This is a genomic window from Spirillospora sp. NPDC048823 (genome assembly GCF_043198445.1).
Classification (GTDB): domain Bacteria; phylum Actinomycetota; class Actinomycetes; order Streptosporangiales; family Streptosporangiaceae; genus Spirillospora.
Genome location: NZ_JBICUT010000021.1, coordinates 16,067 through 43,035 on the forward strand (window position 1 = coordinate 16,067; position 26,969 = coordinate 43,035).

Here is a 26,969-nt window from a genome sequence, read left to right on the forward strand (position 1 = left end):
CCGCGACCCAGGCGGACCCCGTGCCTCAGGCAGACCCGGCAGGTCCGGCAGACCCCGTGGGCCCGGCGCATTCCGCGCGGCCGGCGCCCGCCGTGCGTGCCGGACGTGCCGCGTTGTCGCCGGCGCACCGGATCGCCGCCGATCTGGACGGCTGTCTCGGCGATCCGATGGACGACGAGGCCGGGCCGTTCTCCTACAAGGCGATCGTCGAGGCCGAGGAGCGCGACGAGCTGCCGCCCGGCGCGGTCGACGCCGTCCGGGCCTGGGGTTTCCCGAAGTACCTGGTGCCCGCCGGCCTCGGCGGCCGGCTGACGACGCTGGAGGAGCTGTTCTTCGTCACGCGCGGCATCTCGCGCCGCAGCGTCACCGTCGCGGTGATGTACGGGTCGGGGCTGCTGGCGGTGAACCCGGTCTGGCTCTGGGGCGACGGATGGCAGCGCAGGACCGTGGCGGACGGTGTCCTGAACGGCGACCTGGCCTGCTTCGGCGTCTCGGAGGCCGATCACGGCAGCGATGTGATGGCGTCGGAGTCCGAGGCCGAGATCCGCGGGGACGAGCTGCTGCTGACCGGGACGAAATGGCCGGTCGGCAACGCCACGCGCGGACGGTTCGTCACCACCTACGCCAAGACCGGTGCGCGGGACTTCTCGCTCATCCTGGTCGACAAGCAGGAACTCGAACCGGACATGTGGGCGGCGCTGCCGCTGGTGCGGACGGTGGGCCTGCGCGGCCACGACCTGAGCGGCGTCGCGTTCGTCGGCGCGCGGATCCCGGCGGAGCGGGTGATCGGGCGGCGCGGGTCCGGGCTCGTCCAGACGCTGAAGACGCTGCAGATCACCAGGACGGCGATCGCGGCGCTGTCGGTCGGGACGATGGACGCCGTGGTGCGCATCGGGATGGAGTACGCGCACCAGCGCACCCTGTACGGGTCGGACATCTACAAGATCCCCGTGATCCGCGACCATCTCGTCAAGACGCACCTGGATCTGCTGATCGCCGAGTGCGTCGCGATCCCGGTGGCGCGCTGCCTGACGGTCGCGCCGGGACGCCTGAGCCTGTGGTCGTCGATCGTGAAGTACTTCGTCCCCGTCTTGGGTGAGGAGGTCGTGGCGAGCATCGGGACCGTGCTGGCGGCGCGCGGCTATCTGCGCGAGGGCGTCGCGCACGGGGTGTTCCAGAAGCTTCAGCGCGACCATGCGATCGCGAGCATCTTCGAGGGCACGACGCACGTCAACCTCGCCAACGTCGCCGGGCAGCTCCCGTATCTGATCGAGCCGCCGGAGGAGACGGGAGGCGAGGAGGAACTGCTCGCCGACCTGTTCTGCTGGACGAGGACGCCGCCCGCGTGGGAGCCGGACGGCCGGATGCTGCAGCTCACCAACGAGGGCCGCGACGAGGTCGGGCAGCGTTTCGAGGAGATCTCCGAGGAGCTGCTGTCGGCGGCGAACGCGCATGCGGCGCCCGGTGTCGCGGCGGAGCTGAAGGACCTGCTGTCCAGCATCGGCGGCCTGCGCGCCAAGGTGGACGAGGGCATCCGGGCGAGCGAGGGCGACACCGGTTCGGTGGCGGCGCTGGCACGTGCCAAGCGGTACTGCGAGCTGCACGCGATGATCTCGTGCTGCCTCACGTGGCTGCACAACCGGCACGAGTTCGGCGGCGCGTTCGGCGAAGGGCAGTGGCTCGTGCTGTGCCTGCAGCGCCTGCTGCAGCGCGCACAGCCCGACACCGTCCTGTCCGAGGAGTTCCTCCCGTCGCTGGAGGAGGCCATGTTCCGCGGCTTCGACGAGCGTCGCTGGTTCTCCCTGCTGTCGCTGGCAGAGGACGAGTGATGACGCGTGCACGCACACAGGGATTTCGTGTCGCTCGTCCGGGAGAACATCCGGGAGCACGGCGACGACCGGACGTTCACCTTCATCAGTGAGGAACCGGGCCGCAAGTACAAGGAGAACGTGCTCGGATTCGCCGAACTCGACCGCAAGGCCCGCGCGCTGGCCTGCCGGCTCGAAGCGCGCGGCCTGCGCGACAGGGCCGTCCTGCTGCTGTATCCGGAGGGTCTGGAGTTCCTGACGGCGTTCGTGGGCTGCCTGTACGCGCGCGTCGTCGCCGTCCCGGCGCCGCTGCCCGACCTGGACGCGGGACGGTTCGGACGCACGCGCCGGATCATCGAGGACGCCGACATCGCACTGATCCTCACCGACACCGCCCACCGCGGGACGCTCGACGGGTGGCTGGACGACGCCGGCCTGAGGGGACGCGTCCACTGCCTCGACACCGAGGGCGCCGGGGAGGGCGCCGAGGACGATGGCGGCGGCGACCCGGGCGGCTGGACGGCCCCCGAGTTCGGCCCAGGAACCCTCGCCTTCCTGCAGTACACCTCCGGGTCCACCAGCGCCCCGAAGGGCGTGATGGTCACCCACGGCAACCTGCTGAGCAACGGCGAGGAGATCAAACGGCGGATCGAGGGGACACCCGACACCGTCGGGGTCGGCTGGGTCCCCCACTACCACGACATGGGCCTGGTCGGGCAGTTCCTCCAGCCGCTCTACCTCGGCTGCCGCTACGTCTTCACCTCGCCGATCACGTTCATCAAACGTCCCGTGCTGTGGCTGGAGATGATCACCCGCCACCGGGGCACGATCACGGTCGCGCCGAACTTCGGGTACGAGCTGGCCCTGCGCCGCGTCACCGACCGGCAGATGGACGGGCTGGACCTGTCGTCCCTGCGCGTGGTCAAGAACGGCGCCGAGCCCGTCCGGGCCGCGACCCTGGAGAGGGTGACCGAGCGTTTCGCGCCGATCGGGTTCCGCCCCGAGATGTGGATGCCGTGCTACGGGATGGCGGAGACGACCCTCCTCATCACCGCCGCGCCCATCGGCGGCGGCCCGGTCGTCCGCGACTTCGACGCCGAGGCCCTCACCCGCGACACCGCCGTCCCGCGCGACGAACCGGGCGGCGGTGAACGTGAAGGAGGGGGTGGGGTGCGGCGGCTGGTGAGCAGCGGACGTCCGATCGCCCTCGACGTCCGCGTCGTCGATCCCGCGACCCGTGCACGGCTGCCAGAGGGGCGTGTGGGCGAGATCTGGGTCGGCGGCGGCAGCGTCGCCCGCGGCTACTGGCGCAACCCGGAGGAGACCCGTGAGGGCTTCGAGGCCCGCACCTCGGACGGGGAGGGCCCCTACCTCCGGACGGGCGATCTCGGCTTCTTCGCCGACGGCGAGCTGTACGTCACCGGGCGGATCAAGGACCTCGTCATCGTCAACGGGCGCAACATCCACGCCCACGACATCGAGGAGACCGCGCAGGCGGCCCACCCCGCCGCCCTCGTCGGCGCTGCGTTCGTCACGGAGACCCCGCCCGGCGAGGGCGGGGATGTGGACGGCAGGGAACAGGTCGTCATCGTCCAGGAGGTCAGTACCAGGGCCGCCGCCGGGACACCGCTGGACGAGCTGGCGTCCCTCATCAAGTCCCGCGTGGCCCGCGCGTTCGAGCTGCCGGCGCTGAGCGTCGTCCTGTCCGGGCGGGGCACGGTGCGGCGGACCACGAGCGGGAAGATGCAGCGCCGCCTGACCCGGGAGGCGTTCCTCAGCGGGGAGATCACCGAGCTGGCCGGCGACCTCGAACCGGGCGTCGCCGCGCTGCGCCTAACCAATCCTAGTCAAAAGCATGACTAATCATGTCGTTGTCTGCTACCGTCGGCACAACCCTGAGTCAAGGCGGGGAGAGAAGGCCGATGGCGCTACGTCACGCGGTGCTGGCGGCGCTGCTCGATGGCGAGTACAGCGGCTACCAGCTGGCCAAGATCTTCGATTTGTCGGTCTCCAACTTCTGGCATGCCGTACCGCAGCAGCTCTACTCGGAGCTGTCGAGGTTGGAGACCGAAGGCCTGATCAGCGGACGGCAGATCATCCAGCACGACCGCCCCAACAAGCGGGTGTACACCGTCACGCCGGCCGGCGTCGACGAACTCGAGCGGTTCGCGACGTCCCCCGCCAAGCCAGGAATCATCCGAGAGAACCTGCTCGTCATGGTGCAGGCCGTGGACCACATCTCCGCCGAGTCCGTCATCGCGCAGCTCGAGGACCGGGCGGTGGCCTCCGCCGCCAAGGTCGAGGTCTTCGAGCACACCCTGAAGCACCTGCGCGGCGACCTGGACGAGGAGACGTTCCTGCGGACCGGTACCCCCGTGGGCCCGTATCTGACGTGCCTGCGCGGCCTGCGCTTCGAGCAGGAGAACTACGAATGGTTCACCAGTACCGCCCGGCTGCTGCGAGACCGGGCGGGCACCCAGGCCGAGGGGGGCGAGCCGTCATGACCGAAGTGCACCGCGCACCGGCGGCCCGCATCCCCTCCGGCACCGTGCCGCCGCATGCCCGAACGGCGGCGGCACCGGCACCAACCCCCCGCGCCCTCCCCAGCCCCGCACCCCGGCAGGGCTGGATCGGGACAACACGCCTTAGTCAAGGAGGCGTCCATCATGTCGGGCGAAAACCACACCATCGAACTCCCTAGCACCCTGGCCCCGTCCCCGCACGACCCGTCCCCGTACGAAACGTCCACGTACGAAACGTCCACGTACGACGGCACCACACCGCACGGGCCGTCCGCCGTCGAGGAGCCCGCCACGACCCTGCTGGGCGAGCTGACACTGCCCGCCGAGCGGGCGTCGGTACCGCGGGCGCGGCGCTTCAGCCGGTCCGTCGGCACCGCCTCCGGCATCGAGCACGTCGCCGACGACGCCGAGGTCCTGGTCTCCGAACTGGTCACCAACGCCGTCCGGCACGCCACGATCCCCGGCTCCGCGCTGTGCCTGAAGATGCTGCGCGCCGGCACCGGGCTCCGCATCGAGGTGCACGATCCGAGCACCGCCGTCCCGCGGCAGCGCCCGGTCGACCTCATGGAGGAGACGGGACGGGGCTGGTTCCTCGTCGCGGTCATGGCCGAACGGCACGGCACCGACCACACCCCGTCCGGCAAGTCGGTCTGGTGCGAGATACGGGCCTGGCCGCGGGACGAACACTCCGGACACTGACCCTTCCCCTCGCAGACCCCGGTTCCGCGATGGGAGGCGCGCCATGTCCGTTGACTACTACCGCTCGGACGGGAGACGCGCCACGGCGGAGGAGGCCCAGCGCCTGCTGCTCGACGTGCGGGGACGCCTGCTCGCGCAGGACGTCATCCGCGTCGGCGCCGTCGTCGTGGTCGTCTCGACCTGGTTCACCGTGATCGATCTCGGGTTCGCGGCGAACGGGCGGCCGCTGCTGTGGCAGACGATCGTCTCCGACACCACGATGCACGCCGACATCGGGCAGTACACCACGCGGGAGAAGGCCGTGCGCGGGCACGCACAGGCCGTCTCGATGATCACCAGCCGGCTCCGCGGGCTGGTGGCCCGCGCGGCCATGGACGAAGCGCGGGCCTGACCCGCGCCCGAGCGGCCGCCCTGCACGGCGGCCTTGCAGGCGGCATCGACCAGCACGAGCGCAAGACCAGACCCAGACCGAGTAGCACGGGCGCTCAACCGCGGCCCGTCCCCCGCATGAGGTTGTGATCTGATGGTCGCCGAAGGTCGGCCGGCGGACCCCTACGCGGCCGCCTCGAACAGCAAACCCCCCGACGCCGCGCCCGCCCGCAAGGGCCGGCGGAGACGTCCCATCCGCCTGCGGATCACGGCCCTGCTGCTGGTTCCGCTGGTGTCCCTCATCGCCCTGTGGGCGTTCGCCGCGAACATCACGCTCGGCGACGCGTTCGACAAGTACGACTTCTCCACGACGTACGAGAAGATGGGCCTTCCGGGCATCTACCTGGTGAACCAGCTCCAGGCGGAACGTTCCCTCAGCGTCGTCGCGCTCAGCACCGGCGACGCCGAGGCCGCGAAGAAGCTCGGCGGCCAGCGCAAACGGGTGAGCGCCGTGGAGGCGTCCTTCCGCAAGACCGCGCTGTCGCCCGAGGCGCGGGACGCCGCCGAGCCCGAGACCAAGCAGCGGCTCGCCGTCGCGATCAGGGCCCTGGACACGCTGCCGCGGCTGCGCGCCCAGGTCGACTCCGGGTCCGCCGAGCCGCTGGAGGTCATCAACGCCTACAGCGCCGTCCTCGACGAGGTCATCACGGTCTTCAACGGCCTGGTGACGGTCAACGACGTCGCCATCCTCACGCAGGGCCGCGCGCTGATCAGCATCGGCAACGCCCGCGCCACCATGCTGCGGGAGGACTCCCTCGTCACCGCCGCGATGGCGCGCAACGGGCGGCTCACCCCGGCCGAGCACACCGCGTTCGTGCAGTGGGCGGCCGAGGGGCGGCGGCTGTTCGAGGCGGGCCTCGCCGACCTGAACGACCAGATCCGCGGGCCGCTGCAGCAGCTCGCCGCGACCGACGAGTACAAGCGGTTCCGCGCGGCCGAGACCGCGATCGTCAACGCCGACGACAACAGGCTGCCGCCCGAGGCGGCGCAGTGGCAGGCCACCACGCAGCTGCTGTCGCAGGCCTGGGCGCAGAAGGTCACCCAGGCGAGCCTGGCGCTCAACGAGCTGGCCGAGCCGATCGGCGAGCAGATCATCATGCGGCTCGTCCTCGCGGGCGGGTTCGGGCTGCTCGCGGTGGTCGCGTCGATCTTCCTGTCGCTGCTGGCGGCCCGGAGCCTGTCGCGTGAGCTGCGCGGCCTGCAGCGCGCCGCGCTGAACCTCGCGGAGGACCGGCTGCCCGCCGTCGTGGCCCGGCTGAGACGCGGCGAGGAGGTGGACGTGGCCGCCGAGGCGCCGCCGCTCGTCATCGGCAAGAGCCGGGAGGTCGCCAGGGTCGGCGACGCGTTCACGAAGGTGCAGCACACCGCGATCGACACCGCCGTCCGGGAGTCGTACCTGCGGCAGGGCATCAGCCGCGTGTTCCTCAACGTCGCGTGGCGCAGCCAGTCGCTGCTGCACCGCCAGCTCCGCATGCTGGACGAGATGGAGCGCGGCGCGTCCGACCCGAAGGCCCTGGAGGACCTGTTCCGCCTCGACCACCTCACCACCCGCATGCGCCGGCACGCGGAGGGCCTGGTCATCCTGTCCGGGACGTCCCCGGGCCGCGGCTGGAGCCGTCCCGTGCACGTCGAGGACGTGCTGCGCGCCGCGATCGCGGAGGTCGAGGACTACACGCGCGTCGAGGTCGTCGTGATGTCCGGTCAGGCCGCCGTGATCGGCGAGGCCGTCGCCGACATCATCCACCTGCTCGCCGAGCTGATCGAGAACGCGACCGTGTTCTCGCCCGCGCCGACCGAGGTCCTGGTCCGCGGCGAGATGGGCGCCAACGGGTTCGCCGTCGACATCATCGACCGCGGCATCGGGCTCGACCAGGCCGAACTGGACGCGCTCAACCTGCGGCTGTCGCGGCCCCCCGAGTTCGACCTGGCCGTCACCGACCGGCTCGGCCTGTTCGTCGTGTCGCGGCTCGCCGGGCGGCACGGCATCAGGGTCGCGCTGCAGCCGTCGCTGTACGGGGGCGTCAGCGCCGTCGTGCTGATCCCGCGGCAGCTGATCGTGGACGCCGACCAGCCCGACGACGATGAGGGCGCCGCCGGCGCCGATGTTCCCGTCGGCCGGCCGAGGCCCGTCCAGGAGAACGGCGCATCCGGGAACGGCTCGGTGAAGTCGTGGCCCACCCCGACGGCGCCCTCGTCGACGGCGATGCTCAACGCACCGACGCCCTACGACACGGCCGCGCCGACCTATGACACGGCCGCGCCGACGACCTATGACACGTCCGTGCCGACCTATGACATGGCCGCCTATGACGCGTCCGCGCCGGACTACGACGCGGCGACACCGGAGACTCCGGCGTCCTTCGAGGACCCGCCGGGCCATGACGCGACGGTGGGGTTCAACGCACCGGCGTCCTTCCAGGATCAGCCGTCGTACGACGGGTACGAGACCCCGCCGTCGTACGGGACCCCGCCGTCGTCCGCGTACGGCACGCCGCCCTACGGGCAGGCGCCGCCCCCGTTCGACGCGACGCGCCCGTTCCAGGCGGCGGGTCCCGGGCACCCGGGTTCCGGGCAGCCGGGTCCCGGGCAGCCGGGTCCAGGGCAGTACGGCCAGGACCCGGGCGGCGGGCCCGGGTACGCGGCGCCCGCGTCGTTCGGTGAGGCGCAGGCCCAGGCGGGGCCCGGCGGGCGCGCCCCGCTGCCGCGCCGCGTGCGCGGCGGGAACATGGCGCCGCAACTCCGCGACGAGCAGCCGTTCGCCGCGCCATCGGCCCAGGACGACGCCGTCGCAACCTGGGAGGAACGTTCAGCGGAGGCGTCCCGGGACCTGTTCGCCTCCCTGCAGGCGGGATGGCTCCGCGGCAGGGACGAGGACGAGGGACCCGCGGACGCCATGGAGGGAAGATCATGACCCAGCAGGGAGTCGCGGCCGAGCTGAACTTTCTCCTCGACGATCTCGTGGACCGGGTACCGCAGATCCGCAAGGTCGTCGTCCTGTCGCGGGACGGGCTCGTCATGGGCATGTCCCGGGGCGTCGGCCGCGAGGACGCGGAGTACCTGGCGGCGCTCGCCGCCGGGTTCCACAGTCTCGCGATCGGGGCCAAGCCGCAGCTGGAGTCCGGCGAGGTCCGGCAGGCGCTCATCGAGATGGACGACGGCCTGTTCTTCGTCGTCCCCGCCGGTGCCAACAGCTGCCTGGCGCTGCTGAGCGAGGTCGGCGCCAACGCGGGCCTCGTCGCCTACGAGATGACGATGCTGGTCAAGCGCGTCGGCCGGCAGCTGTCCACGGGTCTCAGACGGGCCGGGCCCGGGCCCGGACCCAGGTGACCCGCGATGGACCCGACCGACATGCCCGGCGACCCGCGGGGACCCGGCCGGGAACGGTGGCTGGACGCCGCCGCCGGACCGATCGTCCGCCCCTACGCGGTCACCCGCGGCCGCACCCAGCCCCGCGGCGAGCCCCTGGACATCGTGGCGATCCTCGTCGCGACCGGCCGGCGGCCCGCCGAGCCGGCCCGGTTGTCGCGCCACCAGCGCCGCCTGCTGGCGCTGTGCCGGAGCCCGCACGCCCTCGCCGACCTGGCCTCGGACCTGGACCTGCCGCTCGGCGTGATCCGGGTCCTGGCCGGCGACCTGCTCGACTCGGGCCTCGTGGACGTCCAGCGGTGGTCCACGCCGTCCGGGCAGACCTACGTCCAGCCGCACACCGACGCGAACCTGCTCAGGAGGGTGCTCGATGAACTCCGCGCGCTCTGACCCCCCGCCCGACGCCACGGATGCGGGCGAGGGCCACGACGAGCGGGCGGACGGCCCGCGCGTCGCTCTGAAGATCCTCGTCGCCGGCGGGTTCGGCGTCGGGAAGACGACGATGGTCGGCGCGGTCAGCGAGATCCGCCCGCTGCGCACAGAGGAGGCGCTGACCGACGCGAGCGTCGGCGTCGACGACCTCGACGGCCTCGGCTCCAAGACGACCACGACCGTGGCCATGGACTTCGGCCGCATCACGCTGCGCGACGGCGTCGCGATCTACCTGTTCGGGACGCCGGGCCAGGAGCGGTTCTGGTTCATGTGGAACGAGCTGTCGCGCGGGGCGCTCGGCGCGGTCGTGCTGGCCGACACGCGGCGGCTGATGGCGAGTTTCGCCTCGATCGACTACTTCGAGCAGAAGGGCACGCCGTTCGTCGTCGCCGTCAACTGCTTCGACGACGCCGACCGCTACGACCCGCCCGAGATCCGGATGGCGCTGGACATCGACCCGCACGTGCCCGTCCTGCTGTGCGACGCGCGCCGGACGGTGTCGGCGAAGCAGGTGCTGGTCGCGCTCGTCGAGCACGCGCTGCGGCTCGCCGGCGGCCCGCCGTCCACGAGCACCCGGTCCTGGCGGACCCCGGCCCCGACCCCGGAGAACTAGCCGGACGGGCGGTCGGTGGCCTGGCCGGCGCGGGCCGGGCCGCCGCCGTTCGGGCCGGCAGCGTTCGGGCCGGCAGCGTTCGGGTCGGCAGCGTTCGGGCCGGCAGCGTTCGGGTCGTCGCCGGGCATCGGCGGGCGCATGATGATCTCGTCGACCCCGACGTCGTGGCCGTCCGCGCATCTGACCTGCGCCGTGACCGCCTCCCCGCAGCCGGCGTGCGTCAGCATGACCTGGCGCCCCTCGTCGCCCGGCAGGTACGTCTCGCCCCATTCCATGAGCCCGACGAGGGTGGGCGCGAGGTCCTGGCCCATCTTCGTCAGGTGGTACTCGTAGCGCGTGCGCTGCCCCGGCTCCTGGTAGGGCTCGCGGCTGAGCAGGCCGGCCTTGACGAGGTGGCGCAGGCGTGCGGTCACGGCGGACTCGGTCATGGCGAGGTTGCGGACGAAGTCGCCGAAACGGTTGGTCCCGAAGTAGGCCTCGCTGAGCACCAGCACCGCCGACGGCGGGCCGAGCGCGGCGAGCGTCCTCGCGACCGGGCAGTTCTGCATTGACCAGGCGTCGCGGTCGGCGAAATGCCCCTCAAGTGCGATTGTCACGGGTCCACTATAAACCTTCTGACTTTGCTTGACCAAAGTCAGCCTGCTCGCTAGCCTCCCTGACTATGGGAGAACAAAGTCAGGTACGCCCACGGCCGGTGCTCGCGGTGCTCTCCGTCGCCTCCTTCATGGCGGGCCTCGACCTGTTCATCGTCAACGTCGCGTTCACCGACATCGGACACGACTTCGCCGGTCATCCCATGGCCGACCTGTCCTGGGTCCTCAACGCCTACGCGATCGTCTTCGCGGCGCTGCTCGTCCCGCTCGGCCGGCTCGCCGACCGCTACGGCCGCAAGCCGACCCTCATCGCCGGCCTCGTCGTCTTCACCGTCGCCTCCCAGGCCTGCGCGATGGCGCCGGACCTCTGGTCGCTCGTCGGCTTCCGCGTCCTGCAGGCCGCCGGCGCCGCCGCGCTCATCCCCACCAGCCTCGGGCTGCTGCTGTCGGTTTACCCGGCGGCCCGCCGGGGCGGCGCGGTGCGGATCTGGTCCGCCTCCGCCGCGCTCGCCGCCGCGGCCGGCCCGGCGGTCGGCGGCGTCCTCGTCGACCTGTCCTGGCGCTGGGTGTTCGAGGTCAACATCCCGATCGGGATCGCCGTGACGCTCCTCGCGCTCCGGTACGTCCCCGACTCCCGTGAGGGCGCCACGGCCCGCATCCCCGACCTGCCGGGCACCACGGTCCTCACCCTCGCGATCGCCGCCCTCGCCCTCGGCCTCGTGAAGGTCAACGAGTGGCCGGGCGAGCAGACCACCGTCGTGGTGGGCGGCGCCCTCCTCGCCCTCGCCTGGTTCTGGCTGCGCTCCCTGCGCCACCCCGCCCCGGTCATCGAGCCGTCGCTGCTGGCCGTGCGCACCTTCTCCTGGTCGAACGCGACGGTCCTGCTGTTCAGCGTCGCGTTCGCCGCCAACCTCCTGCTCGGCGTCCTGTGGATGCAGCAGGTCTGGGACTACTCGGCCATCAAGACCGGGCTCGCCGTCGCGCCCGGCCCGCTGATGGTCCCGGTCATGGCGATCGTCGCCGGCAAGATGGCCGCCGCGCGGGTCCCCGTCGGTCTGATCACCGCCGTCGGGTGCATGCTCTGCGCGTTCGGCGTCGTCCTGATCGCGATGAGCCTCGGCCCGGCACCGGCCTACACCACCGAGCTGCTGCCGGGCTGGCTCATCGGCGGCACGGGCGTCGGCCTCGCCCTGCCCACGATCCTCTCGGCCGCCGCCGTCGACCTGCCCTCCCACCGCTACGCCACCGGCAGCGCCGTGGTGAACATGAGCCGGCAGATCGGCACCGTCCTCGGCGTCAGCCTCGCCGTCGCCGTCCTCGGCACCCCGGCCGGCTACGCCGACGCCCACAACGCCTTCGTGAACGCCTGGCTGATGGTCGGCGGGTTCATGGTGATCGCCGCGATCGCCGCCCTTGGCATGACCCCGCGCAGCCCGCAGCCGTCCTCGCCCACCGTCCCCGACACAGAAACGGAAGTGGTCGCCGGTACTTCATAACCAGGGAACCCGGGCTGCGGACGAAGCCTTGACCCGGACCGCAAGGTCCGGTTCGTCCGGAAGTCCCGTTTGATCGCGTCGCCCTTGGCCTCGGGCACCTGCAGAACCCGCGGCCAAGGGCGACGCGGCGATCTCCTGCCGGGCCGCCGGGCGGCTATGCCTGGAAGGCGGTGAGGAGGACGAGCACCAGCGTGACGACCGCGAGGAGACCGTGGCCGAGGACGACCGGGATGGGGAAGCCGCGCTCGGCCGGGACGTCGGCCGCCGCCGCGCCCGGTGCGCCCGCGGCGGTGCGGACGGCGGGCGCGCGGGTCACGGCGAGCCAGCGGGCGAACATGACGAAGCCGAGCAGCGCGACCGGCAGCAGAATGACGAAGGCGGTCCAGGCCAGGGCCGCGGTGTCGGCGAACAGGTAGATCACCCACACGACCAGGCCCGCGGCGGCCAGCAGGAAGTGTCCGAAGATCACCGGGACGGGAAGGCGGGACGAGCCGTCCGACCTCGCCCCGCCGCGGGCGATCCAGGTGCCCAGCATGTAGAAGCCGCCCAGCGCGGTGACGAGCCAGGTGACGAGTGCGGCGACGCTCATGATTCCTCCGTGTTCAGGACTGATCCGTGTTCAGGACTGCTCGGTTTCGTGACTGCTCGCCGGGGGCTGCTCGTCCACGGCGAAGCCCTCGGCCTGGGTGTTCTCGTCGGCGACGCGTACGCCGTAGCGGTAGGCGAGCTTCCCGCCGAGGAACCCGGCCACGCCCAGTACCGCGAAGGACACGGCCGAGAGCGCGATCTGGGCGGGTGAGACGGTGTCGTCGCCCATGCGCCAGCCGAACGCGGCCACGTAGGCGAACGTCACGGCGAGGTTCAGCGACATGTGGACGAGCGCCGTGCGGAAGGCCCGCGTGCCGGGCTGGATGGCGAGCAGGTCCAGGAACCCGGCCGAGGCGGCGGCCAGCGCGCCGGCGATTCCCAGGCCGATGAGCCACAGCGAGCCCTGGGCCGCGGACGCCGGGTCGTCGACCAGGTGCGACGCGACGTCGAACACGAGGCTGCCCACCCAGGCCCCGACCGGCACCGTCACGAAGATCGGATGCAGTGGGTGGCCGTAGCTCCCGGCGAGCGTGCTCACCGGCCGCTTGGCGCGGTGTTGCGGATCGTCCATGACGACCTCCTATTTCACCAACATGTATTGGTGTTATAGCAGACATACGTCAATGGCCCCGGTTCAATCCAGTGCGTCGCCCGGTTTTGACCAAATTTCTAGGTGTTATGGTGATCGCGCGCTAGGCTGATCCGGTGACCTCAGACTCCTCCGCGCTGGAGGCCGCTGCGATCCTGAGCGACGACCTGCGGCGCGGCATGTACGCGTTCATCCGCTCGGCCAAGGCGCCCGTGACGCGGGACGAGGCGGCCGCCAGCGTCGGGATCTCCCGGAAGCTGGCCGCGTTCCACCTGGACAAGCTCGTCGACGCGGGGCTGCTGCGCGCCCACTACGCCAGCCCGGCGGGGGTCCGGCGGGTCGGGCGGGCGCCCAAGGTGTACGAGCCGTCCGGCGTCGACGTGCGGGTCAGCATCCCGCCGCGCGAGCACGGCCTGCTCGCGAGCATTCTGCTGGACGCGGTCCGGGGCCAGGAGGCGGGGGAGAGCGGGGAGGCCGCCGCGCTGCGGGCCGCAGCGGAACGCGGCCGCGCCCTCGGGGCCGCGGAGAGCCGTCCCGTCCGGGGCGGCCGGCTCGGTACCGAGCGGGCGCTGACCTGCGCGGCGGAGATCCTCGAACGCCACGGGTTCGAACCCGACCGGGAGGCGCCCACGCGCCTGCGGCTGCGCAACTGCCCGTTCCACCCGATGGCGGGCGACGATCCCGCCCTGGTGTGCGGCGTCAACCACGCCTTCCTCGCCGGCATGGTGGACGGCCTCGGCGCGTCGTCCATCGAGGCGACGCTCGCCCCGCACTCCGGCTACTGCTGCGTCGAGTTCGGGCCCCGCGCGCAATGAGCCGCCGGCGCCTCCGGCGATAGCGGCCGTGCCTGGCGATGACGGCGGCCGTCATCGCGGGGATCCTCGTCCTGGGAGTGATCGCCGCCGCACTGTCCGGCCAGGGCGCCCGCGCTCTAAGGTTGCCTCGTTGGAGACGGGACCTCAGCCCCGCGCGCCGGGATGAGAACGCTCTGGAGGTTCGGCGTGGCTTTAGCGCGGGTGCTGGCGGCGGTCGTCCTGGCGGGTGGGCTGCTCGGGGCGTGCGGGCAGGGTGAGCGGGAGTCGATCCTCGACAAGTCGACGCTGGTGGTCGGCGTCCGCCCGGACCTGCCGGGGCTCGGGCTCCGGCAGCCGGACGGGCGGTTCGAGGGGTTCGACATCGACGTGGCGAACTATGTGGCCGACCGGCTCGGGAAGAAGGCGCGGTTCGTCCAGGCGCTGGCGGCGGAGCGGATACCGCTGCTGACCTCCGGACGCGCCGACCTGGTGCTCGCCACGCTGTCGGTCACGCCGGAGCGCAAGACGCAGATCGCCTTCGCGGGGCCGTACTACATGTCCTTCCAGGACGTGCTGGTGCGCTCGGACGAGCGCGGGATCGACGGCGTCCGGGAACTGAAGGGACGCAGGTTCTGCGCCGTGGAGGGCGCGGACCCCACCAGGCGGCTCCTCGCGATCCACGGGATGACCGCGAAGCTCGTCCCCGCCAAGGACTACGACGAGTGCATGGCCAAGATCAAGTCGGGCACGGTGGACGCGATCACCACGAACGACGTGATCCTGGCGGGGCTGATCCGGCGTGCGGGCGACGGGTTCCGGCTGGTGAACGCCCGGATCAGCGAGCAGAACACCGGGATCGGGCTGCGCAAGGGCGACCCCGACGGGTGCGAGGCGCTGAACCGTGCCATCACCCAGATGTACCAGGACGGGACGGCCGCCAGGCTGATGGACAAATGGTTCGGCGGCACCCCCGGCCTCGACCTGTCGATCATCGAGATCCCCCAGTTCGACGGCTGCGTCTGACCGGGCCGGACCAAGCCGGGTCCGGGCCGGGTCGGGGCGGGGCGCCGCGCAGGGGGCGGTCTTAGTTCGTGGCGTGGTCCAGGATCAAGTGGAACTCGTCGGCGCGGTGGCCGGAGATCCCGCCCTCCCGCGTGCGGGTGTCGATCTTGTGGTGCAGGTAGGCCACGTCGGCGCGGCGGCGTTCGGGCGGGGACCAGGGGCGGTCGAGGATCCGCTCGATCACGTTGGCGAGGTCGATGCCCACGTCGTCGCGGACGTCGCCTTCCTCGACCGCCTCGTCCACGGAGAAGCGGAGCCTGAGCAGCGCTTCGTGGATGCGGGAGCCGGGTTCGCGGGTCTGGGCGGGGGAGTCCTCAGGGTCGGGATCCGCCGGTGACGGGGACGCGGACGGGGACGCGGACGGGGGCGCCGACGAGGGCGGGGGCGAGGCCGCCTGGAGGGGGAGCAGGCGGCCGGCCGGGCGGTCGTCTCCCAGCGAGTCGCCGATCCCGATGACGAGGGTGGTCGCGGCGACGATCGTGGCGGCGACGCCGATCAGCGCGAGCCATGGCAGGTGGAATCCGCGTTCCGGGCGGCGTGGTTCCGGACGGAGCTGCTCCGGGCGGAGCTGCTCCGGGCGGAGTTCTTCGCTCCGCCACTCGCCGGTGTCTTGTTCGTCCGTCATGTCTGGATCGTTGCCAGGATGCGGTTCAGTTCGTCGGCGAGATCCGGGGACAGGCCGCGTTCCCGCCGGCGCGTGACGATCTTGGCCTGGAGCAGGTCGATCCGCCGGTCGACGTCGACGTCCCGGTCGGCGGTGAGATCGTTCTCCAGGTTGGTGATCACGTTGTTGAGGTCGATGGCGACGTCGGAGCGGATCTCCCCCGAGGTGTAGCCGCGGCTCACGATCGGGCGCAGCCGTCCGAGCGCGTCGGCCACGCCGGTCTCGGCCGCGCGGCGGCCGCGCTCGGGCGCCGGCGCCGCCGTCCGGTCCGCTCTCGCGGGCGGCGGCGGGACGGTGACCGGGGTGCGCGGCGCGGAGACGAGGATCGCGGCGGCGCCCGTGACGGGGATGGCGACCACGAGGGCGAGCGCCGCCAGCCGCGCCCCCCGGCGGCGCGGGCGCGCGGGCGGGCGCGGGGGCGGACGCAACGCCCTGGTGCGGTGGTCGCGGGACGGCGCCTGGCTCCGCACCGTCGTGAACACCGCGTTCGGCGGCTCGTCGTCGCGGGCGAGGATGTCGGCGATCTCCGTCGCGGTCGGGCCGTACCCGGCGGTCGCGCCCGCGCAGCGCGCGGCGAGCGAGGCGAGTTCCCCGGACGTCCCGGCGGGGAGGCAGGCGGAGATGACGGCGCCGAGCGCGCGGACGTCGACCGCCCTCGTCTCGTCGGCCGCGGCCCGGCCGGGGTCGGCGGCCTTCCCGCGACCGGGCGAGCCGCGGGCGCCGCGGACGATCCCGCCGATGCCGGTGTCGGCGACCTTCACCTCGCCGCAGACGAGCATGATCTTGCCGGGTCCGAGGTCGCAGTGCGTGACGCCGGCCGCGTGCGCGGCCTCCAGCGCCGCCGCGACCTGGGCGCAGATCTCGATGGTCTCGGACGCGGTGAGCGGGCCGAGGCGCAGCCGCTCCGCGAGGGGCTCGCCGTCCAGGAACTCGGTGACGACGTACGAGACGAGGCGTCCGGACGCGTCGCGGGTCTGGTCGCTGTCGAAGACGGTCTCCAGGGCGGCGTGCGAGAGACCGGCGGCGCGGTTGACGCCCTTCTGGAACATGCGGTGCAGATCGGTGTGCGCGACCGCCGGCAGCTTCACCGCGACGGGACGGCCGAGCAGCTCGTCCCACGCCCGCCAGACCTCCATCGCACCGCCGTGGTCGAGGCGCTCCACCAGCCGGTAGCGTTCCGTCAGCCGCAAGCCCGATTCCACGCGAACCAACCCTCGTCGCACATCCTGGCCAGGTGTGGTCCCTGGCTTGCCCGGTGGTACGCGCCGTCCGGTGACGGGGGTTCGATCAGACTCCGGCCGGGGAGCGCTCGGCACGCCACTCGGCCAGCAGCTCGCGCAGACGCTCTTCGTAGAGGGCGATGTTCGCGGTCTTGACGTCCTCGTATCCGCGGATCATGTCCGGCAGCTCCGCGATCCGGACGGCGGCGTCGAGCCGCTCCCCGGCGCCGTCCGGCCCGGCGGTCAGCCCGGCCGCCAGCTCCCGCACGACGGCCAGGTAGCCGGTGATCAGCCGGCGTTCGGCGCGGCGCTGCGCCGCCGGGCCGAACGGGTCGAGCGGGGTGCCGCGCAGCCGCCGCATCGCGCGCAGGACGCGGAACGCCGGGCGGGCCGTCCGGCCGAGCGCGATCTTCTTGTCGAGCCCCATCGCCCGCAGCATCGGCGGATGCAGCATGTACCGGACGGTGGAGCCCGGCCCGAACTGCTCCTCGACGCGCCGGGTGAGGCCGGGGTCGAGGTGCAGGCGGGCCACCTCGTACTCGTCCTTGTACGCCGTCAGCTTGTAGAGGTTGCGTGCGACGGCGACCGCGAGCCGCTGCCCGGCGGCGCCCGCCGCGTGTTCGGCGGCGGCGACGCCCAGGACGGTGTCCAGGTACCGCCTGGCCAGTGCGAGGTTCTGGTACGCGGCCAGGTCGGGGACGCGGATCCGCAGGACGCGGGCCAGCTCGCCGTCCGCGCCCGACCCCTCGACGAGGCGCATCGCGTCCCGCGCGGTCCTGTCCAGCGGCCTGTCCGGCGAGGCCGGCGACGCGGCCGGCGCGGCCGGCTCGGCCGCGTCCGCCCAGCCCGGTTCGAGGACGAGGCGGCGTCCCGCGCGGAACGCCTGCACGTTCGCCTCCACCTGCACGCCGTTCAGCGCCAGCGCCTCCTCGATCGCGTCCGCCGACAGCGGCAGCAGCCCCGACTGGTACGCGGCGCCGACCACGACGAAGTTGGCCGTGGTCGTGCTCCCGAACCAGCGTTCGGCCAGCGCCAGGGCGTCGAACGCGACGAGGCGCCCGGCATCGGTCCGGTCGGCGATCTGCCGGACGAGCGCGGCGCCGGGCGGCAGCGACGCCGCCGTATCCGTGATCATCCGGCCGGTCGGGACCTCGCTGGTCGACACGATCGCGGCGGTGCGGCCCGGCGCGCAGCGGCGCAGGTTCGTCTCCGACGTGCCCGCCAGCGAGTCGAACACGAGGTAGGCGTCGGCGCCGCCCGCGCCGACCATGCCCGGACGGTCCCGGGTGGCGTCCCCGATCCGCAGGTGCGACACGACCGCGCCGGCCTTCTGGCTCAGCCCGGTCTGGTCGAGCGCGCGGGCGTACCGCCCGTCGATCAGCGCGGCGGTGGCGAGGACCTGGTTGACGGTCACGACTCCCGTGCCGCCGATGCCGACGAGCAGGACGTCCGCGGACACGGGCCGCGCGGCGGGCTCGGCCGGCGCACCGATCTCCGGCAGCGACGGGCCGGCCGCCTTCCGCCCGCCCGGGATCACCGTGACGAACGACGGGCAGTCGCCGTCCACGCACGAGTAGTCCTTGTTGCAGGACGTCTGGTTGATCTGCGTCTTGCGCCCGAACTCCGTCTCGACCGGCTCCACGCTCAGGCAGTTCGACTTCACGCCGCAGTCGCCGCAGCCTTCGCAGACCGCCTCGTTGATCAGCACCCGCTTCTCGGGGTCCGGGAGGAGCCCGCGCTTGCGTTTGCGCCGCGTCTCCGCCGCGCACGCCTGGTCGTACAGCAGCACGGTCACGCCGGGCACCTCGCGCAGCTCGCGCTGGACGGTGTCGAGGTCGTCGCGGTGGCGGACCCGGACGCCGGGCGCCCAGTCCGTCCCGCGCGGGTAGCGGGACGGATCGTCCGCCACCACGACGATCTCCGCGACGCCCTCGGCGTGCAGCATCCGGGTGATCGCGGCCGGGTCGGAGCCGCCGTCGGCGGCCTGCCCGCCCGTCATCGCGACGGCCGCGTTGTAGAGGAGCTTGAAGGTGATGTTCGTCCCGGCGGCGACGGCCTGCCGGACGGCGAGGCTCCCCGAGTGGAAGAACGTCCCGTCGCCGAGGTTCTGGAACATGTGGGCGGTGTCGCTGAACGGGGCCGCCCCGACCCACATCGCACCCTCGCCGCCCATCTGGGTCGTGCCGATGCTGCGGTCGGTGAACACGGTCATGACGTGGCAGCCGATGCCGCTCGCGGCGACCGACCCGTCCGGGACGACCGTCGACCGGTTGTGCGGGCAGCCCGAGCAGAAGTAGGGGGTGCGGGCGGGGGCGAGCAGGTCGATCCGGGGCTTGCGGGGACGCAGCACCGGGTCGCGCAGGTCCAGGTGCTCCTCGCCGACGCGGTCGGCGAGGAGCCGGGCCAGGGCCCTGGTGATGCGGTCTGCGTCCAGGCCCCCGTCGGGCGGGACGAGACCGGTGCCGTCCGGCCCGTTCTTGCCGTACACCCGGGGACGTTCCGCCTGGTCGTACAGGACGTCCCGGATCTGCGTCTCGATGAACGCGCGCTTCTCCTCGACCACGACGATCTCGCGGAGCCCGCGCGCGAACTCCCGCAGCCGGCCGCCGTCCAGCGGATAGATCATGGCGAGCCGCAGCAGCCGCACGCCCCGCCGGGCGAGGGCCGCGTCGTCCAGGCCGAGCCGGTCGAGCGCCTCGCGCAGCTCAAGGTAGGTGCGCCCGGCGGCGACCAGCCCGATGGACGCGTCGCCGGCGGCGCCCTCGATCCGGTCGAGGCCGTTCGCCGCGGAGTATGCCGTCGCGGCCTGCAGCCGGCCTTGCAGGACCTCGGTCTCCAGGGACGTCGTGTCCTGCAGGTCGACGCCCGGCCTGCGCGTCGGCTTCCACGGGCGGCCCCGCCACGCGAACTCCGGCAGCACCGGATCGGGTACCTGGGCGGCGTCCACGACCTCGTGCGAGTCCGCGACATCGGTGACGACCTTGAAGCCGGTCCAGGCGCCGCTGAACCGGGACATCTCGAATCCGTGCCGGCCCAGCCGCAGCACGTCCCCGACCGACGCCGGGACCAGCACCGGCATGAACGCCTCCGCGAGCGCGCCCTCCGTCGCCGACGGCAGCGTGGACGACTTGGCGGACGGGTCGTCGCCCACCACCGCCAGCACCCCGCCGCGCTCGGACGTGCCGAGCCAGTTCGCGTGCTTGAACGCGTCCAGCGAACGGTCGACGCCGGGCGCCTTGCCGTACCAGAGGCCGAACACCCCCTGGTACCGCGGCCCCGGCAGGTGCTCCACGAGCTGGGACCCGTAGACCGCCGTCGCCGCCAGTTCCTCGTTCACGCCGGGCACGAACCGGATGTCGTGGCCCTCCAGCAGCTTCGCGTCCCGCATGAGCTGCTGGTCGAGGCCGCCGAGCGGCGATCCCCGGTACCCGGACACGAACCCGGCCGTCGTCCAGCCGCGCCGCGCGTCCGCGCGCCGCTGGTCGAGCAGCAGCCGGACGAGCGCGTGCACCCCGCCGATCGCGATCCGGCCCCGCTCCAGTTCGAGCCGGTCACGAAGTGCGGACCGCGGTGCCCGTGTGCGTCCGGTCATGGTCTGGCCCCTCTCACCGTCGATCGGACTCATTGAGCCGCCATCGGTGAGCGTCGTGCAAGATGCTGTGACCGTAGTTGAGCGGATTGCTCAAGGGTGAGCCGTGTTGCCCGCCGGAGCTGAGCGTTGTGCCAGCACCGCGACCGGCCGCCCGCGGCCGTCCGCTAGCGAGGCGTGAGGGTCATGGGGGTCGGCAAGGGGAAGTTGCCCGGAAGGGCGAGGGCCCGGAAGGGCGAAAGGCCCCTGATGTACGCGTTCGAGGCGGATGTACGGGAGAATGGAAAATGGCCACGGCACAGCGGGGGACGCGGAAAGGCAGGACGTCTTGAGCGGCGACATGCGGTTCACCGTCACGCGGACGCTGAGCAAGGATCAGCAGGCGCGGCGGGAACGGCTGATCGACTCGGCGCGCGGGCTCGCGCTCGAAGGCGGCTACGCGGCCGTCACCATGCACGACGTCGCGGACCGCGCCGGCGTCGCCCGCGCGACCGTCTACCGGTACTTCGCCACCAAGGACCACCTGCTCACCGAGGTCGCGGCGGCCTGGGCGCACCGGGTCATGGACGACGTCGACGCGCTCGCGGTCGGCGGCACCCCGCTGGAGCGGCTCACCGCGATGCTGGAGCGCATCGTGTACGTGGCGGCGGAGGAGCCGACGCTGACCTCGGCCATCATCCAGGCGGTGACCTCGGACGACTCCAGCGTCGACGACCCCCGCACCATCCTGTTCCTGTTCCTGCGGGACCGGCTCTCGACGGCGATCGGCGACCCGGTGCCCGAGCGGGACGACGTCGAGGTCGTCCTCGGCCACATCCTGCTCTCCGCGCTGATCAGCCTGGCGTCGCTGCGCCGGCCGGCCGAGGAGGTCGCCACGATGGTCCGCACGGCCGGCCGCCTGGTGCTGGCCGGTGCGCTCGCCGCGGCCACCGCCCCCTGATGGTCCACTTTCCGTGGGCCTGATTGGACCTGTCGCATGGACCACCACGTTCCCTAGCGTGCTCCTGTGACGAATCCGCTGCTGTTCCTGCTGGCCGCGCTGACGCTTGTCGCCATCCCCGGCCCCAACCACCTGTACATCACCACGCGCAGCATCGGCGAGGGACGCCGGGCCGGCATCGCGTCCGCGCTCGGCGTCGAGACCGGCACGCTGGTCCACGTCGCCGCCGCGACGGCCGGGCTGTCGGCCGTCGTCGCCGCGTCCGCGACCGCATTCGGCCTCCTGCGCTACGCGGGCGCCGCCTACCTCGTCTACCTCGCCTACCGGACGCTGCGCAGCCGCGACGACATCGGTGAGCCGGAACCCGTGCCGCAGCCGCTGCACCGCGTCTACTTCGACGGCATGTTCGTGAACATCCTCAACCCGAAGGTCGTGCTGTTCTTCCTGGCGTTCCTGCCCCAGTTCGTCGACCAGGGCGCGGGCGCGGTCCCGCTGCAGATCCTGGTGATGGGCGTCGCGACCGCGCTGATCGGCCTGGTCAGCGACATCGGATACGCCCTCGCCGCCGGCTCCATCGGGACATGGCTGCGCGCCCGTCCGGTCTTCCGGCGGCGGCAGCGGTACGCGACGGGCCTGGTCTACCTCGGCCTCGGCGCCGTCGCCGTGTTCGCCGCGCCCGGCACCCGCCGCGCCTGACCTCCCGCGGCGTCCGGCGTTCCCGCCGCCCGGCGTTCCCGGCGGGGGTCGCGGACGAATTGTCACCCAGGTGACAAGCATCCCCAAGCATTGTTCACACGGGGGTGCAGCCCCGCCCGATCCGTCATCGGTAGCTTCCGGAGAGCCCCGCACACCGAGGGGGCGGGGGAGGTGCCGACGGTGACCACGACGCTTGGGGAGCGCTCGACGCTTGGGGAGCGCTCGCCACTCAAGCCATGGGCCGGTGTTCCGAGTGAGCTGTCCGACCTGTTCCGGCCCCATCTGGACGCCCTCGCCGAGGAGATGATCGGGGAGATCCTCGCCGGGATCCCCGAGTACTCCCGCCCGCAGGACGAGGAGTACGCGCGGCTCGTGCGCCTCGCCGTCGAGGGCGCGCTGCGCCAGTTCGTCGACCTCATCATGGACCCGGAGAGCTCGTGGGAGCCGGTCGCCGCCGTCTACCGGGAGATCGGCTGGGCCGAGGCCCGCGAAGGCCGCAACCTCGACATCCTGCAGACGTCCTTGCGGCTCGGCGCCCGCGTCGCCTGGCGCCGGCTCGCCGCCGAGTCGGAGCACTACAACATCTCCCGCCGCACGCTCGCCAGCATCGCCGAAGCCATCTTCGCGTTCCTGGACGAGATCGCCCGCGCCGCCACCGACGGCTACACCAAGGCGCGCGAGCAGGAGGCCGGCGAGCTGGAGCACCGCCGCCGCCGGCTCCTGGACCTGCTGCTCGCCGAACCGCCCGCCGCCACGCAGGCCATCGCCGACCTGGCGCGCCTCGCGCAGTGGCGCGTCCCCCGGACGGTCGCGGCGGTCGTCCTGTACGAGCGGAGGCAGCAGCCCTTCTCGTACCCGTCGCTGCCGCCCGACGTGCTCGCCGACCTCAACCGCCGCGAACCGTGCCTGATCATCCCCGATCCGGAGGGGCCGGGACGCGGCCGGATGCTGGATCCGGCGCTGCGCGACTGGGTCGCCGCGATGGGCCCCACCGTCCGCGTCGAGGACGCGGCCAAGTCGCTGCGCTGGGCACGGGAGGCGCTGCCGCTCGCGCGCCGCGGCGTTCTGCCGTCCGACGGGCTCATCCGCTGCGCCGACCACATGCCGGTGCTCATCATGTTCCAGGACGAGGAACTGGTGCGGACCGTCGCCGAACTGCGGCTCGCGCCGCTGAAGGTGGTCCGGCCGCGGCATCGCGAGCGGCTGATGCGCACGCTGCTGGCCTGCCTGCAGAACGGGTTCAACGCCACGGAGGTCGCGCACCGCCTGCACGTCCACCCGCAGACCGTCCGGTACCGGCTGCACCAGCTGGAGGAGCTGTTCGGAGGGCGGCTGCACGCGCCGGAGACGCGGCTGGAGATGGAGATGGCGCTGACCGTCTGGCTCACCGCACCCGAGCAGTCTCAATCAATCGATTGACCGGGGGGCGGGCCACCGCCTAGCTTGGCCGTATGACCAGCAGCGACGCAGCCCCGGAACGCATCCTCGACGCGGCCACCCGGCTGTTCGCCGCGCTCGGCTACGACGGCACCTCCACCCGCATGATCGCCGAGGCGGCCGGGCTCAACGTCGCCACCGTCGCCTACCACGTCGGCGGGAAACGGGACCTGTACCTCGCCGTCGTGGAACGTGCCCACCAGGCCGAACGCGCGGCACTGGAGGACGCGATCGCGCAGATCGGCTCCGAGCCCGACGGGATTCTGCAGCTCCTCGACCGCTACATCGACTTCTGCGTGGAGAACCCGGAGATCCCCGCCCTGTGGATGCACCGCTGGCTGTCGGACGCCAGGGACCTCATCGACCTTGAGGCGCAGTTCGTCAGGCCGCAGTTCGACCTGGTCGGCGCAGCCGCCCGCAAGGTCGTGCCCGACGACGTCGACGTCGAGTACGTCATCTGGACGGTCGTCTGGTGCACCCACGGATTCGGTACCGGCGGCGTCATGGACGCCGACGGGCACCGCCGCGGCCTGGACGATCCCCGCGAAGTGGCGCGGTTCCGCGCCCACCTCCGCCGCCTCGTCTCCAACGCGATCGGGCTGCCCACCGGCCCGGACGCCTGATGACCACTGCGCTGCCCCGGCGCCGCCTCCTCGGCTACGGCATCGGCTCCGTCGGCACCGGCGTCTTCTCCGCCGTCCCCGGCCTGCTGCTCCTGTTCTACCTGACCGACGTGCTCGGCGTGTCCGCCGCGCTCGCCGGCGTCGTCCTCGTGGTGCCCAAGGCGTGGGACGTCCTGCTCAACCCGATCGTCGGCGCCGCCAGCGACCGCGAGGCCGTCCGGACCGGCCGCCGCACCCGCCTGCTGCTGCTCGGCGCCGTGACGCTGCCGCTGCTGTTCGCCGCGATGTTCGCCGTGCCGGTCGAATCCGCGGGGTTCGCCGCCGCGTGGGCCGGGATCATGTTCCTGCTGGCCGCGAGCGCCTTCGCCTGCTTCCAGGTGCCCTACGTGGCGCTGCCCGCCGAGATCTCCGCGCAGCCGTCCGAGCGGGGCCGCGCGATGGCCTGGCGCGTCGTCTGCCTCACCCTCGGCATCCTGGTCGCCGGCGGGCTCGCCCCGGCCCTCGCGGACGCGGGCGGAGGCGGACGCGCCGGGTACGCGCTGATGGGGGCCGTGGTCGGGCTCGCCATGGGCGCCGCGATGATCGCGAGCACGCTGGCGAACCGCTGGATCCCGTCCCGCCCCGGGCCCCGCCCGCTGGGGCTCGTCGCCGCGCTGCGCACCGCCCGCGGGAACCGCCCGTTCTTCATGCTGCTCGGCGCCTACGTCACCAGCACCCTCGCCGTCGCGATCATGCTGGCCGGCGCGCCGTACGTGGCGACCTACCGGCTGGACGACTACGGGCTCACCTCCGCGATGTTCGTCTGCATGGTCGGCCCGAGCGCGTTCGCCGTCCCGATGTGGCACCGGCTGTCGCGCAGGTACGGGGAGGTCGGCTGCTATCTGGCGGGGCTGCTGCTGTTCGCGGGGGCGGCCGCCGCGCTGTACCCGGTGATCACCTCGGTGGGCGGCGTCCTCGCGCTCAGCGCCCTGATCGGCGTCTGCTACGCGGCCGTCCAGCTGCTCCCGCTCGCGCTGCTGCCCGAAACCGTCCACGCCGACGCGGGGCGGACGGGGCACGCGCAGTCCGGCGCCTTCACCGGCCTCTGGACGGCCGCCGAAACCGGCGCGCTGGCCCTCGGCCCCGGCGTCTTCGCGCTGATCCTCGCCGTCTCGTCGTTCAACTCGTCCGATCGTGATGCTGTCGCCGGGGGGTCGTCCCCCCAGAATGTCTTCGACACCCCCGTCGTCCAGCCGGGGTCGGCGCTGACCGGCCTGACCGCCGGTTTCACGCTCGTCCCGGCCCTGCTCCTGCTGCTGAGCATCCCCCTGCTGCTGGCGTACCGCCGGCTGGCCGCCGCCCACACAAGCATTGAGGAACCGCAACGCCATGCCGTCTGACCACCTGCCCGAGAACGGCCGCCCGGCCGGGGAACTGCTCACCGAACTCGCCCGGCTGCGGGACGCCGACCTTCCCGTGCGCGGCGGCCAGGTCACCGCCTACGTCTACGACACCGGACGCGAGGCCGTGCACGACCTCGCCGCCACCGCCTACCTGGAGATGCTGGAGGTCAACTGCCTCGACCCCACCGCGTTCCCCAGCATCGTCGCCCTCGAACGCCAGATCGTCGCCGTCGTCGCGGACAAGCTCGGCGGCGGCTCCGGCGTTTTCACCAGCGGCGGGACCGAGTCGATCATGCTGGCGGTCAAGGCGGCCCGGGACGCCCGCCCGGTCGACGGGAAACCCCAGATCGTGCTGCCCACGACGGGGCACCCCGCGTTCCACAAGGCCGCGCACTACCTGGGCATGGAGGTCGTGCACGTCCCCGTCGACGCGTCGTTCCGCGCCGACCCCGCCGCGACGGCCGCCGCCCTCACCCCGCGGGCCGTCCTCGTCGTTGCCTCGGCCCCCTCGTACCCGCACGGCGTCATGGACCCGATCCCGGAGATCGCGTCGATCGCCGCGTCCGCCGGCGTCCCCTGCCACGTGGACGCGTGCGTCGGCGGCTGGGTCCTGCCCTGGCTGCGGGACGGGGGACGCGACGTCGCGCCGTTCGACCTGTCCGTGCCCGGCGTGACGTCCCTCTCCTGCGACCTGCACAAATACGGCTACTCCCCGAAGGGCGCCTCCGTCGTCCTGTTCGCGGACGAGTCGCTCCGCCGCCGCGCCTACTTCGCCGCCGCCGAATGGCCCGGCTACACGATCATCAACGCGACCGTCCAGAGCAGCAAGAGCGCCGGGCCGCTCGGCGCCGCGTGGGCGACCCTCAACGCCATCGGCGCCCAGGGCTACCGCGAACTCGCGGAGAACGCGATGAAGGCGGCCGAACGCCTCATCGCCGGCGTCGCCGAGATCCCCGGCCTGCGCGTCCTCGGCGAGCCCGTCGCCCCGCTCGTCGCCGTCGCGTCCTCCGACCCCGGCCTCGACGTGTTCGTCATCGCCGACGAGGCCCGGTCACGCGGCTGGTTCTTCCAGCCGCAGCTGTCCTACCAGGACATCCCGCCGAACCTGCACTTCACGCTGACCGGCGTCAGCGACATCGAACCGCTGCTGGCGGCCCTCGCCGACGCCACCAAGGCCGCCCGCGCCGCCGGACCGCCCGACGTCCCGTCCGACCTGGTCGACGCCCTCGCCGGCCTCGACCTCGACAGCATCGACGACGCCGGTTTCGCAGGGCTCCTCGCGTCCGTCGGCGTGGACCTGGCCGGCGGCGAACCCGCGACCGCCCAACCCGAGATGGCCGTGGTCAACGCCATCCTGGACGCCCTGCCGCCCGCCACCCGCGAGGCCCTGCTGATCCGCTTCCTGTCCGTCCTCTACGCCTGACGTC

Annotated in this window: 24 protein-coding genes; 18 read left to right on the forward strand and 6 right to left on the reverse strand. The window is 72.7% G+C overall.

From position 1 onward, the window contains the following. Window positions 1-92 precede the first annotated feature (92 nt). From ACGFK0_RS33855 to ACGFK0_RS33895, 9 genes are all read left to right on the forward strand, one after another. Window positions 93-1,829 (forward strand): acyl-CoA dehydrogenase family protein, encoded by a 1,737-nt coding sequence (locus tag ACGFK0_RS33855; protein ID WP_392912448.1) that lies wholly within the window; start codon window positions 93-95, stop codon window positions 1,827-1,829. A gap of 6 nt (window positions 1,830-1,835) precedes the next feature. Beyond that, on the forward strand, window positions 1,836-3,671 hold the full coding sequence (locus tag ACGFK0_RS33860) for a fatty acyl-AMP ligase (protein WP_392912450.1): 1,836 nt from the start codon (window positions 1,836-1,838) through the stop codon (window positions 3,669-3,671). Between the two features lie 59 nt (window positions 3,672-3,730). Further along, complete coding sequence (locus ACGFK0_RS33865) at window positions 3,731-4,312, forward strand: PadR family transcriptional regulator (RefSeq protein WP_392912453.1); 582 nt, start codon at window positions 3,731-3,733, stop codon at window positions 4,310-4,312. 162 nt (window positions 4,313-4,474) lie between these two features. Continuing rightward, the gene (locus tag ACGFK0_RS33870; RefSeq protein ID WP_392912455.1) at window positions 4,475-5,029 is read left to right on the forward strand and encodes an ATP-binding protein; all 555 of its coding nucleotides are present in this window, start codon (window positions 4,475-4,477) and stop codon (window positions 5,027-5,029) included. A gap of 43 nt (window positions 5,030-5,072) precedes the next feature. Continuing rightward, the gene (locus ACGFK0_RS33875; protein ID WP_392912457.1) at window positions 5,073-5,420 is read left to right on the forward strand and encodes a hypothetical protein; all 348 of its coding nucleotides are present in this window, start codon (window positions 5,073-5,075) and stop codon (window positions 5,418-5,420) included. A 132-nt stretch (window positions 5,421-5,552) separates the two neighbouring features. Then, window positions 5,553-8,369 carry a nitrate- and nitrite sensing domain-containing protein gene (locus ACGFK0_RS33880; RefSeq protein ID WP_392912461.1) on the forward strand — a complete coding sequence of 939 codons (2,817 nt, stop codon included), beginning with the start codon at window positions 5,553-5,555 and terminating at the stop codon, window positions 8,367-8,369. Further along, the gene (locus tag ACGFK0_RS33885) at window positions 8,366-8,785 is read left to right on the forward strand and encodes a roadblock/LC7 domain-containing protein (protein WP_358451622.1); all 420 of its coding nucleotides are present in this window, start codon (window positions 8,366-8,368) and stop codon (window positions 8,783-8,785) included. Before ACGFK0_RS33880 ends, ACGFK0_RS33885 begins: the two co-directional genes overlap by 4 nt. A gap of 6 nt (window positions 8,786-8,791) precedes the next feature. Next, complete coding sequence (locus ACGFK0_RS33890; RefSeq protein WP_392912464.1) at window positions 8,792-9,214, forward strand: DUF742 domain-containing protein; 423 nt, start codon at window positions 8,792-8,794, stop codon at window positions 9,212-9,214. Beyond that, window positions 9,195-9,869, forward strand: a complete 675-nt coding sequence (locus ACGFK0_RS33895) for an ATP/GTP-binding protein (protein WP_392912466.1) — start codon at window positions 9,195-9,197, stop codon at window positions 9,867-9,869. The genes ACGFK0_RS33890 and ACGFK0_RS33895 overlap by 20 nt, the downstream gene beginning before the upstream one ends. Here the strand turns inward: ACGFK0_RS33895 and ACGFK0_RS33900 are convergent. Beyond that, the gene (locus ACGFK0_RS33900) at window positions 9,866-10,465 is read right to left on the reverse strand and encodes a winged helix-turn-helix transcriptional regulator (RefSeq protein ID WP_392912468.1); all 600 of its coding nucleotides are present in this window, start codon (window positions 10,463-10,465) and stop codon (window positions 9,866-9,868) included. The two genes, ACGFK0_RS33895 and ACGFK0_RS33900, sit on opposite strands and share 4 nt — an antisense overlap. 65 nt (window positions 10,466-10,530) lie before the next feature. Here ACGFK0_RS33900 and ACGFK0_RS33905 point away from each other — a divergent pair, with 65 nt between their 5' ends. Then, on the forward strand, window positions 10,531-11,958 hold the full coding sequence (locus ACGFK0_RS33905; protein ID WP_392912470.1) for an MFS transporter: 1,428 nt from the start codon (window positions 10,531-10,533) through the stop codon (window positions 11,956-11,958). Window positions 11,959-12,112: 154 nt separating this feature from the next. On the opposite strand, the gene ACGFK0_RS33910 is transcribed toward ACGFK0_RS33905, so the two are convergent. Further along, the gene (locus ACGFK0_RS33910; protein WP_392912472.1) at window positions 12,113-12,547 is read right to left on the reverse strand and encodes a hypothetical protein; all 435 of its coding nucleotides are present in this window, start codon (window positions 12,545-12,547) and stop codon (window positions 12,113-12,115) included. A 30-nt stretch (window positions 12,548-12,577) separates the two neighbouring features. Then, window positions 12,578-13,117, reverse strand: a complete 540-nt coding sequence (locus ACGFK0_RS33915; RefSeq protein WP_392912474.1) for a DUF2231 domain-containing protein — start codon at window positions 13,115-13,117, stop codon at window positions 12,578-12,580. A 134-nt stretch (window positions 13,118-13,251) separates the two neighbouring features. Here ACGFK0_RS33915 and ACGFK0_RS33920 point away from each other — a divergent pair, with 134 nt between their 5' ends. Both ACGFK0_RS33920 and ACGFK0_RS33925 read left to right on the forward strand, forming a co-directional pair. After that, window positions 13,252-13,950, forward strand: coding sequence for a helix-turn-helix transcriptional regulator (locus ACGFK0_RS33920; RefSeq protein ID WP_392912476.1), 699 nt, complete (start codon window positions 13,252-13,254; stop codon window positions 13,948-13,950). Window positions 13,951-14,136: 186 nt separating this feature from the next. Beyond that, window positions 14,137-14,952, forward strand: coding sequence for a glutamate ABC transporter substrate-binding protein (locus ACGFK0_RS33925; RefSeq protein WP_392912478.1), 816 nt, complete (start codon window positions 14,137-14,139; stop codon window positions 14,950-14,952). 61 nt (window positions 14,953-15,013) lie between these two features. Here the strand turns inward: ACGFK0_RS33925 and ACGFK0_RS33930 are convergent, their stop codons facing one another. From ACGFK0_RS33930 to ACGFK0_RS33940, 3 genes are all read right to left on the reverse strand, one after another. Then, a complete protein-coding gene (locus ACGFK0_RS33930; protein WP_392912480.1) occupies window positions 15,014-15,616 on the reverse strand; it encodes a hypothetical protein in 603 nt (200 codons plus the stop codon). Continuing rightward, window positions 15,613-16,857: a protein kinase gene (locus tag ACGFK0_RS33935; protein ID WP_392912482.1), complete on the reverse strand. Its 1,245-nt coding sequence runs from the start codon at window positions 16,855-16,857 to the stop codon at window positions 15,613-15,615. The genes ACGFK0_RS33930 and ACGFK0_RS33935 overlap by 4 nt, the downstream gene beginning before the upstream one ends. Window positions 16,858-16,942: 85 nt before the next feature. Further along, window positions 16,943-20,467, reverse strand: a complete 3,525-nt coding sequence (locus ACGFK0_RS33940; protein WP_392912484.1) for an indolepyruvate ferredoxin oxidoreductase family protein — start codon at window positions 20,465-20,467, stop codon at window positions 16,943-16,945. A gap of 325 nt (window positions 20,468-20,792) precedes the next feature. Here ACGFK0_RS33940 and ACGFK0_RS33945 point away from each other — a divergent pair, with 325 nt between their 5' ends. From ACGFK0_RS33945 to ACGFK0_RS33970, 6 genes are all read left to right on the forward strand, one after another. Beyond that, on the forward strand, window positions 20,793-21,404 hold the full coding sequence (locus ACGFK0_RS33945; RefSeq protein WP_392912486.1) for a TetR/AcrR family transcriptional regulator: 612 nt from the start codon (window positions 20,793-20,795) through the stop codon (window positions 21,402-21,404). Window positions 21,405-21,470: 66 nt separating this feature from the next. Then, window positions 21,471-22,100, forward strand: a complete 630-nt coding sequence (locus ACGFK0_RS33950) for a LysE family translocator (protein WP_392912488.1) — start codon at window positions 21,471-21,473, stop codon at window positions 22,098-22,100. 180 nt (window positions 22,101-22,280) lie between these two features. Beyond that, window positions 22,281-23,519 (forward strand): PucR family transcriptional regulator, encoded by a 1,239-nt coding sequence (locus ACGFK0_RS33955; RefSeq protein WP_392912491.1) that lies wholly within the window; start codon window positions 22,281-22,283, stop codon window positions 23,517-23,519. A gap of 32 nt (window positions 23,520-23,551) precedes the next feature. After that, window positions 23,552-24,160: a TetR/AcrR family transcriptional regulator gene (locus tag ACGFK0_RS33960; protein WP_392912493.1), complete on the forward strand. Its 609-nt coding sequence runs from the start codon at window positions 23,552-23,554 to the stop codon at window positions 24,158-24,160. Next, window positions 24,160-25,539, forward strand: a complete 1,380-nt coding sequence (locus ACGFK0_RS33965; RefSeq protein WP_392912495.1) for an MFS transporter — start codon at window positions 24,160-24,162, stop codon at window positions 25,537-25,539. Before ACGFK0_RS33960 ends, ACGFK0_RS33965 begins: the two co-directional genes overlap by 1 nt. Then, entirely contained in the window at window positions 25,529-26,965 is a 1,437-nt protein-coding gene (locus ACGFK0_RS33970; protein WP_392912497.1) for a pyridoxal phosphate-dependent decarboxylase family protein, read from the forward strand. Before ACGFK0_RS33965 ends, ACGFK0_RS33970 begins: the two co-directional genes overlap by 11 nt. The last annotated feature ends 4 nt before the right edge of the window (window positions 26,966-26,969 follow it).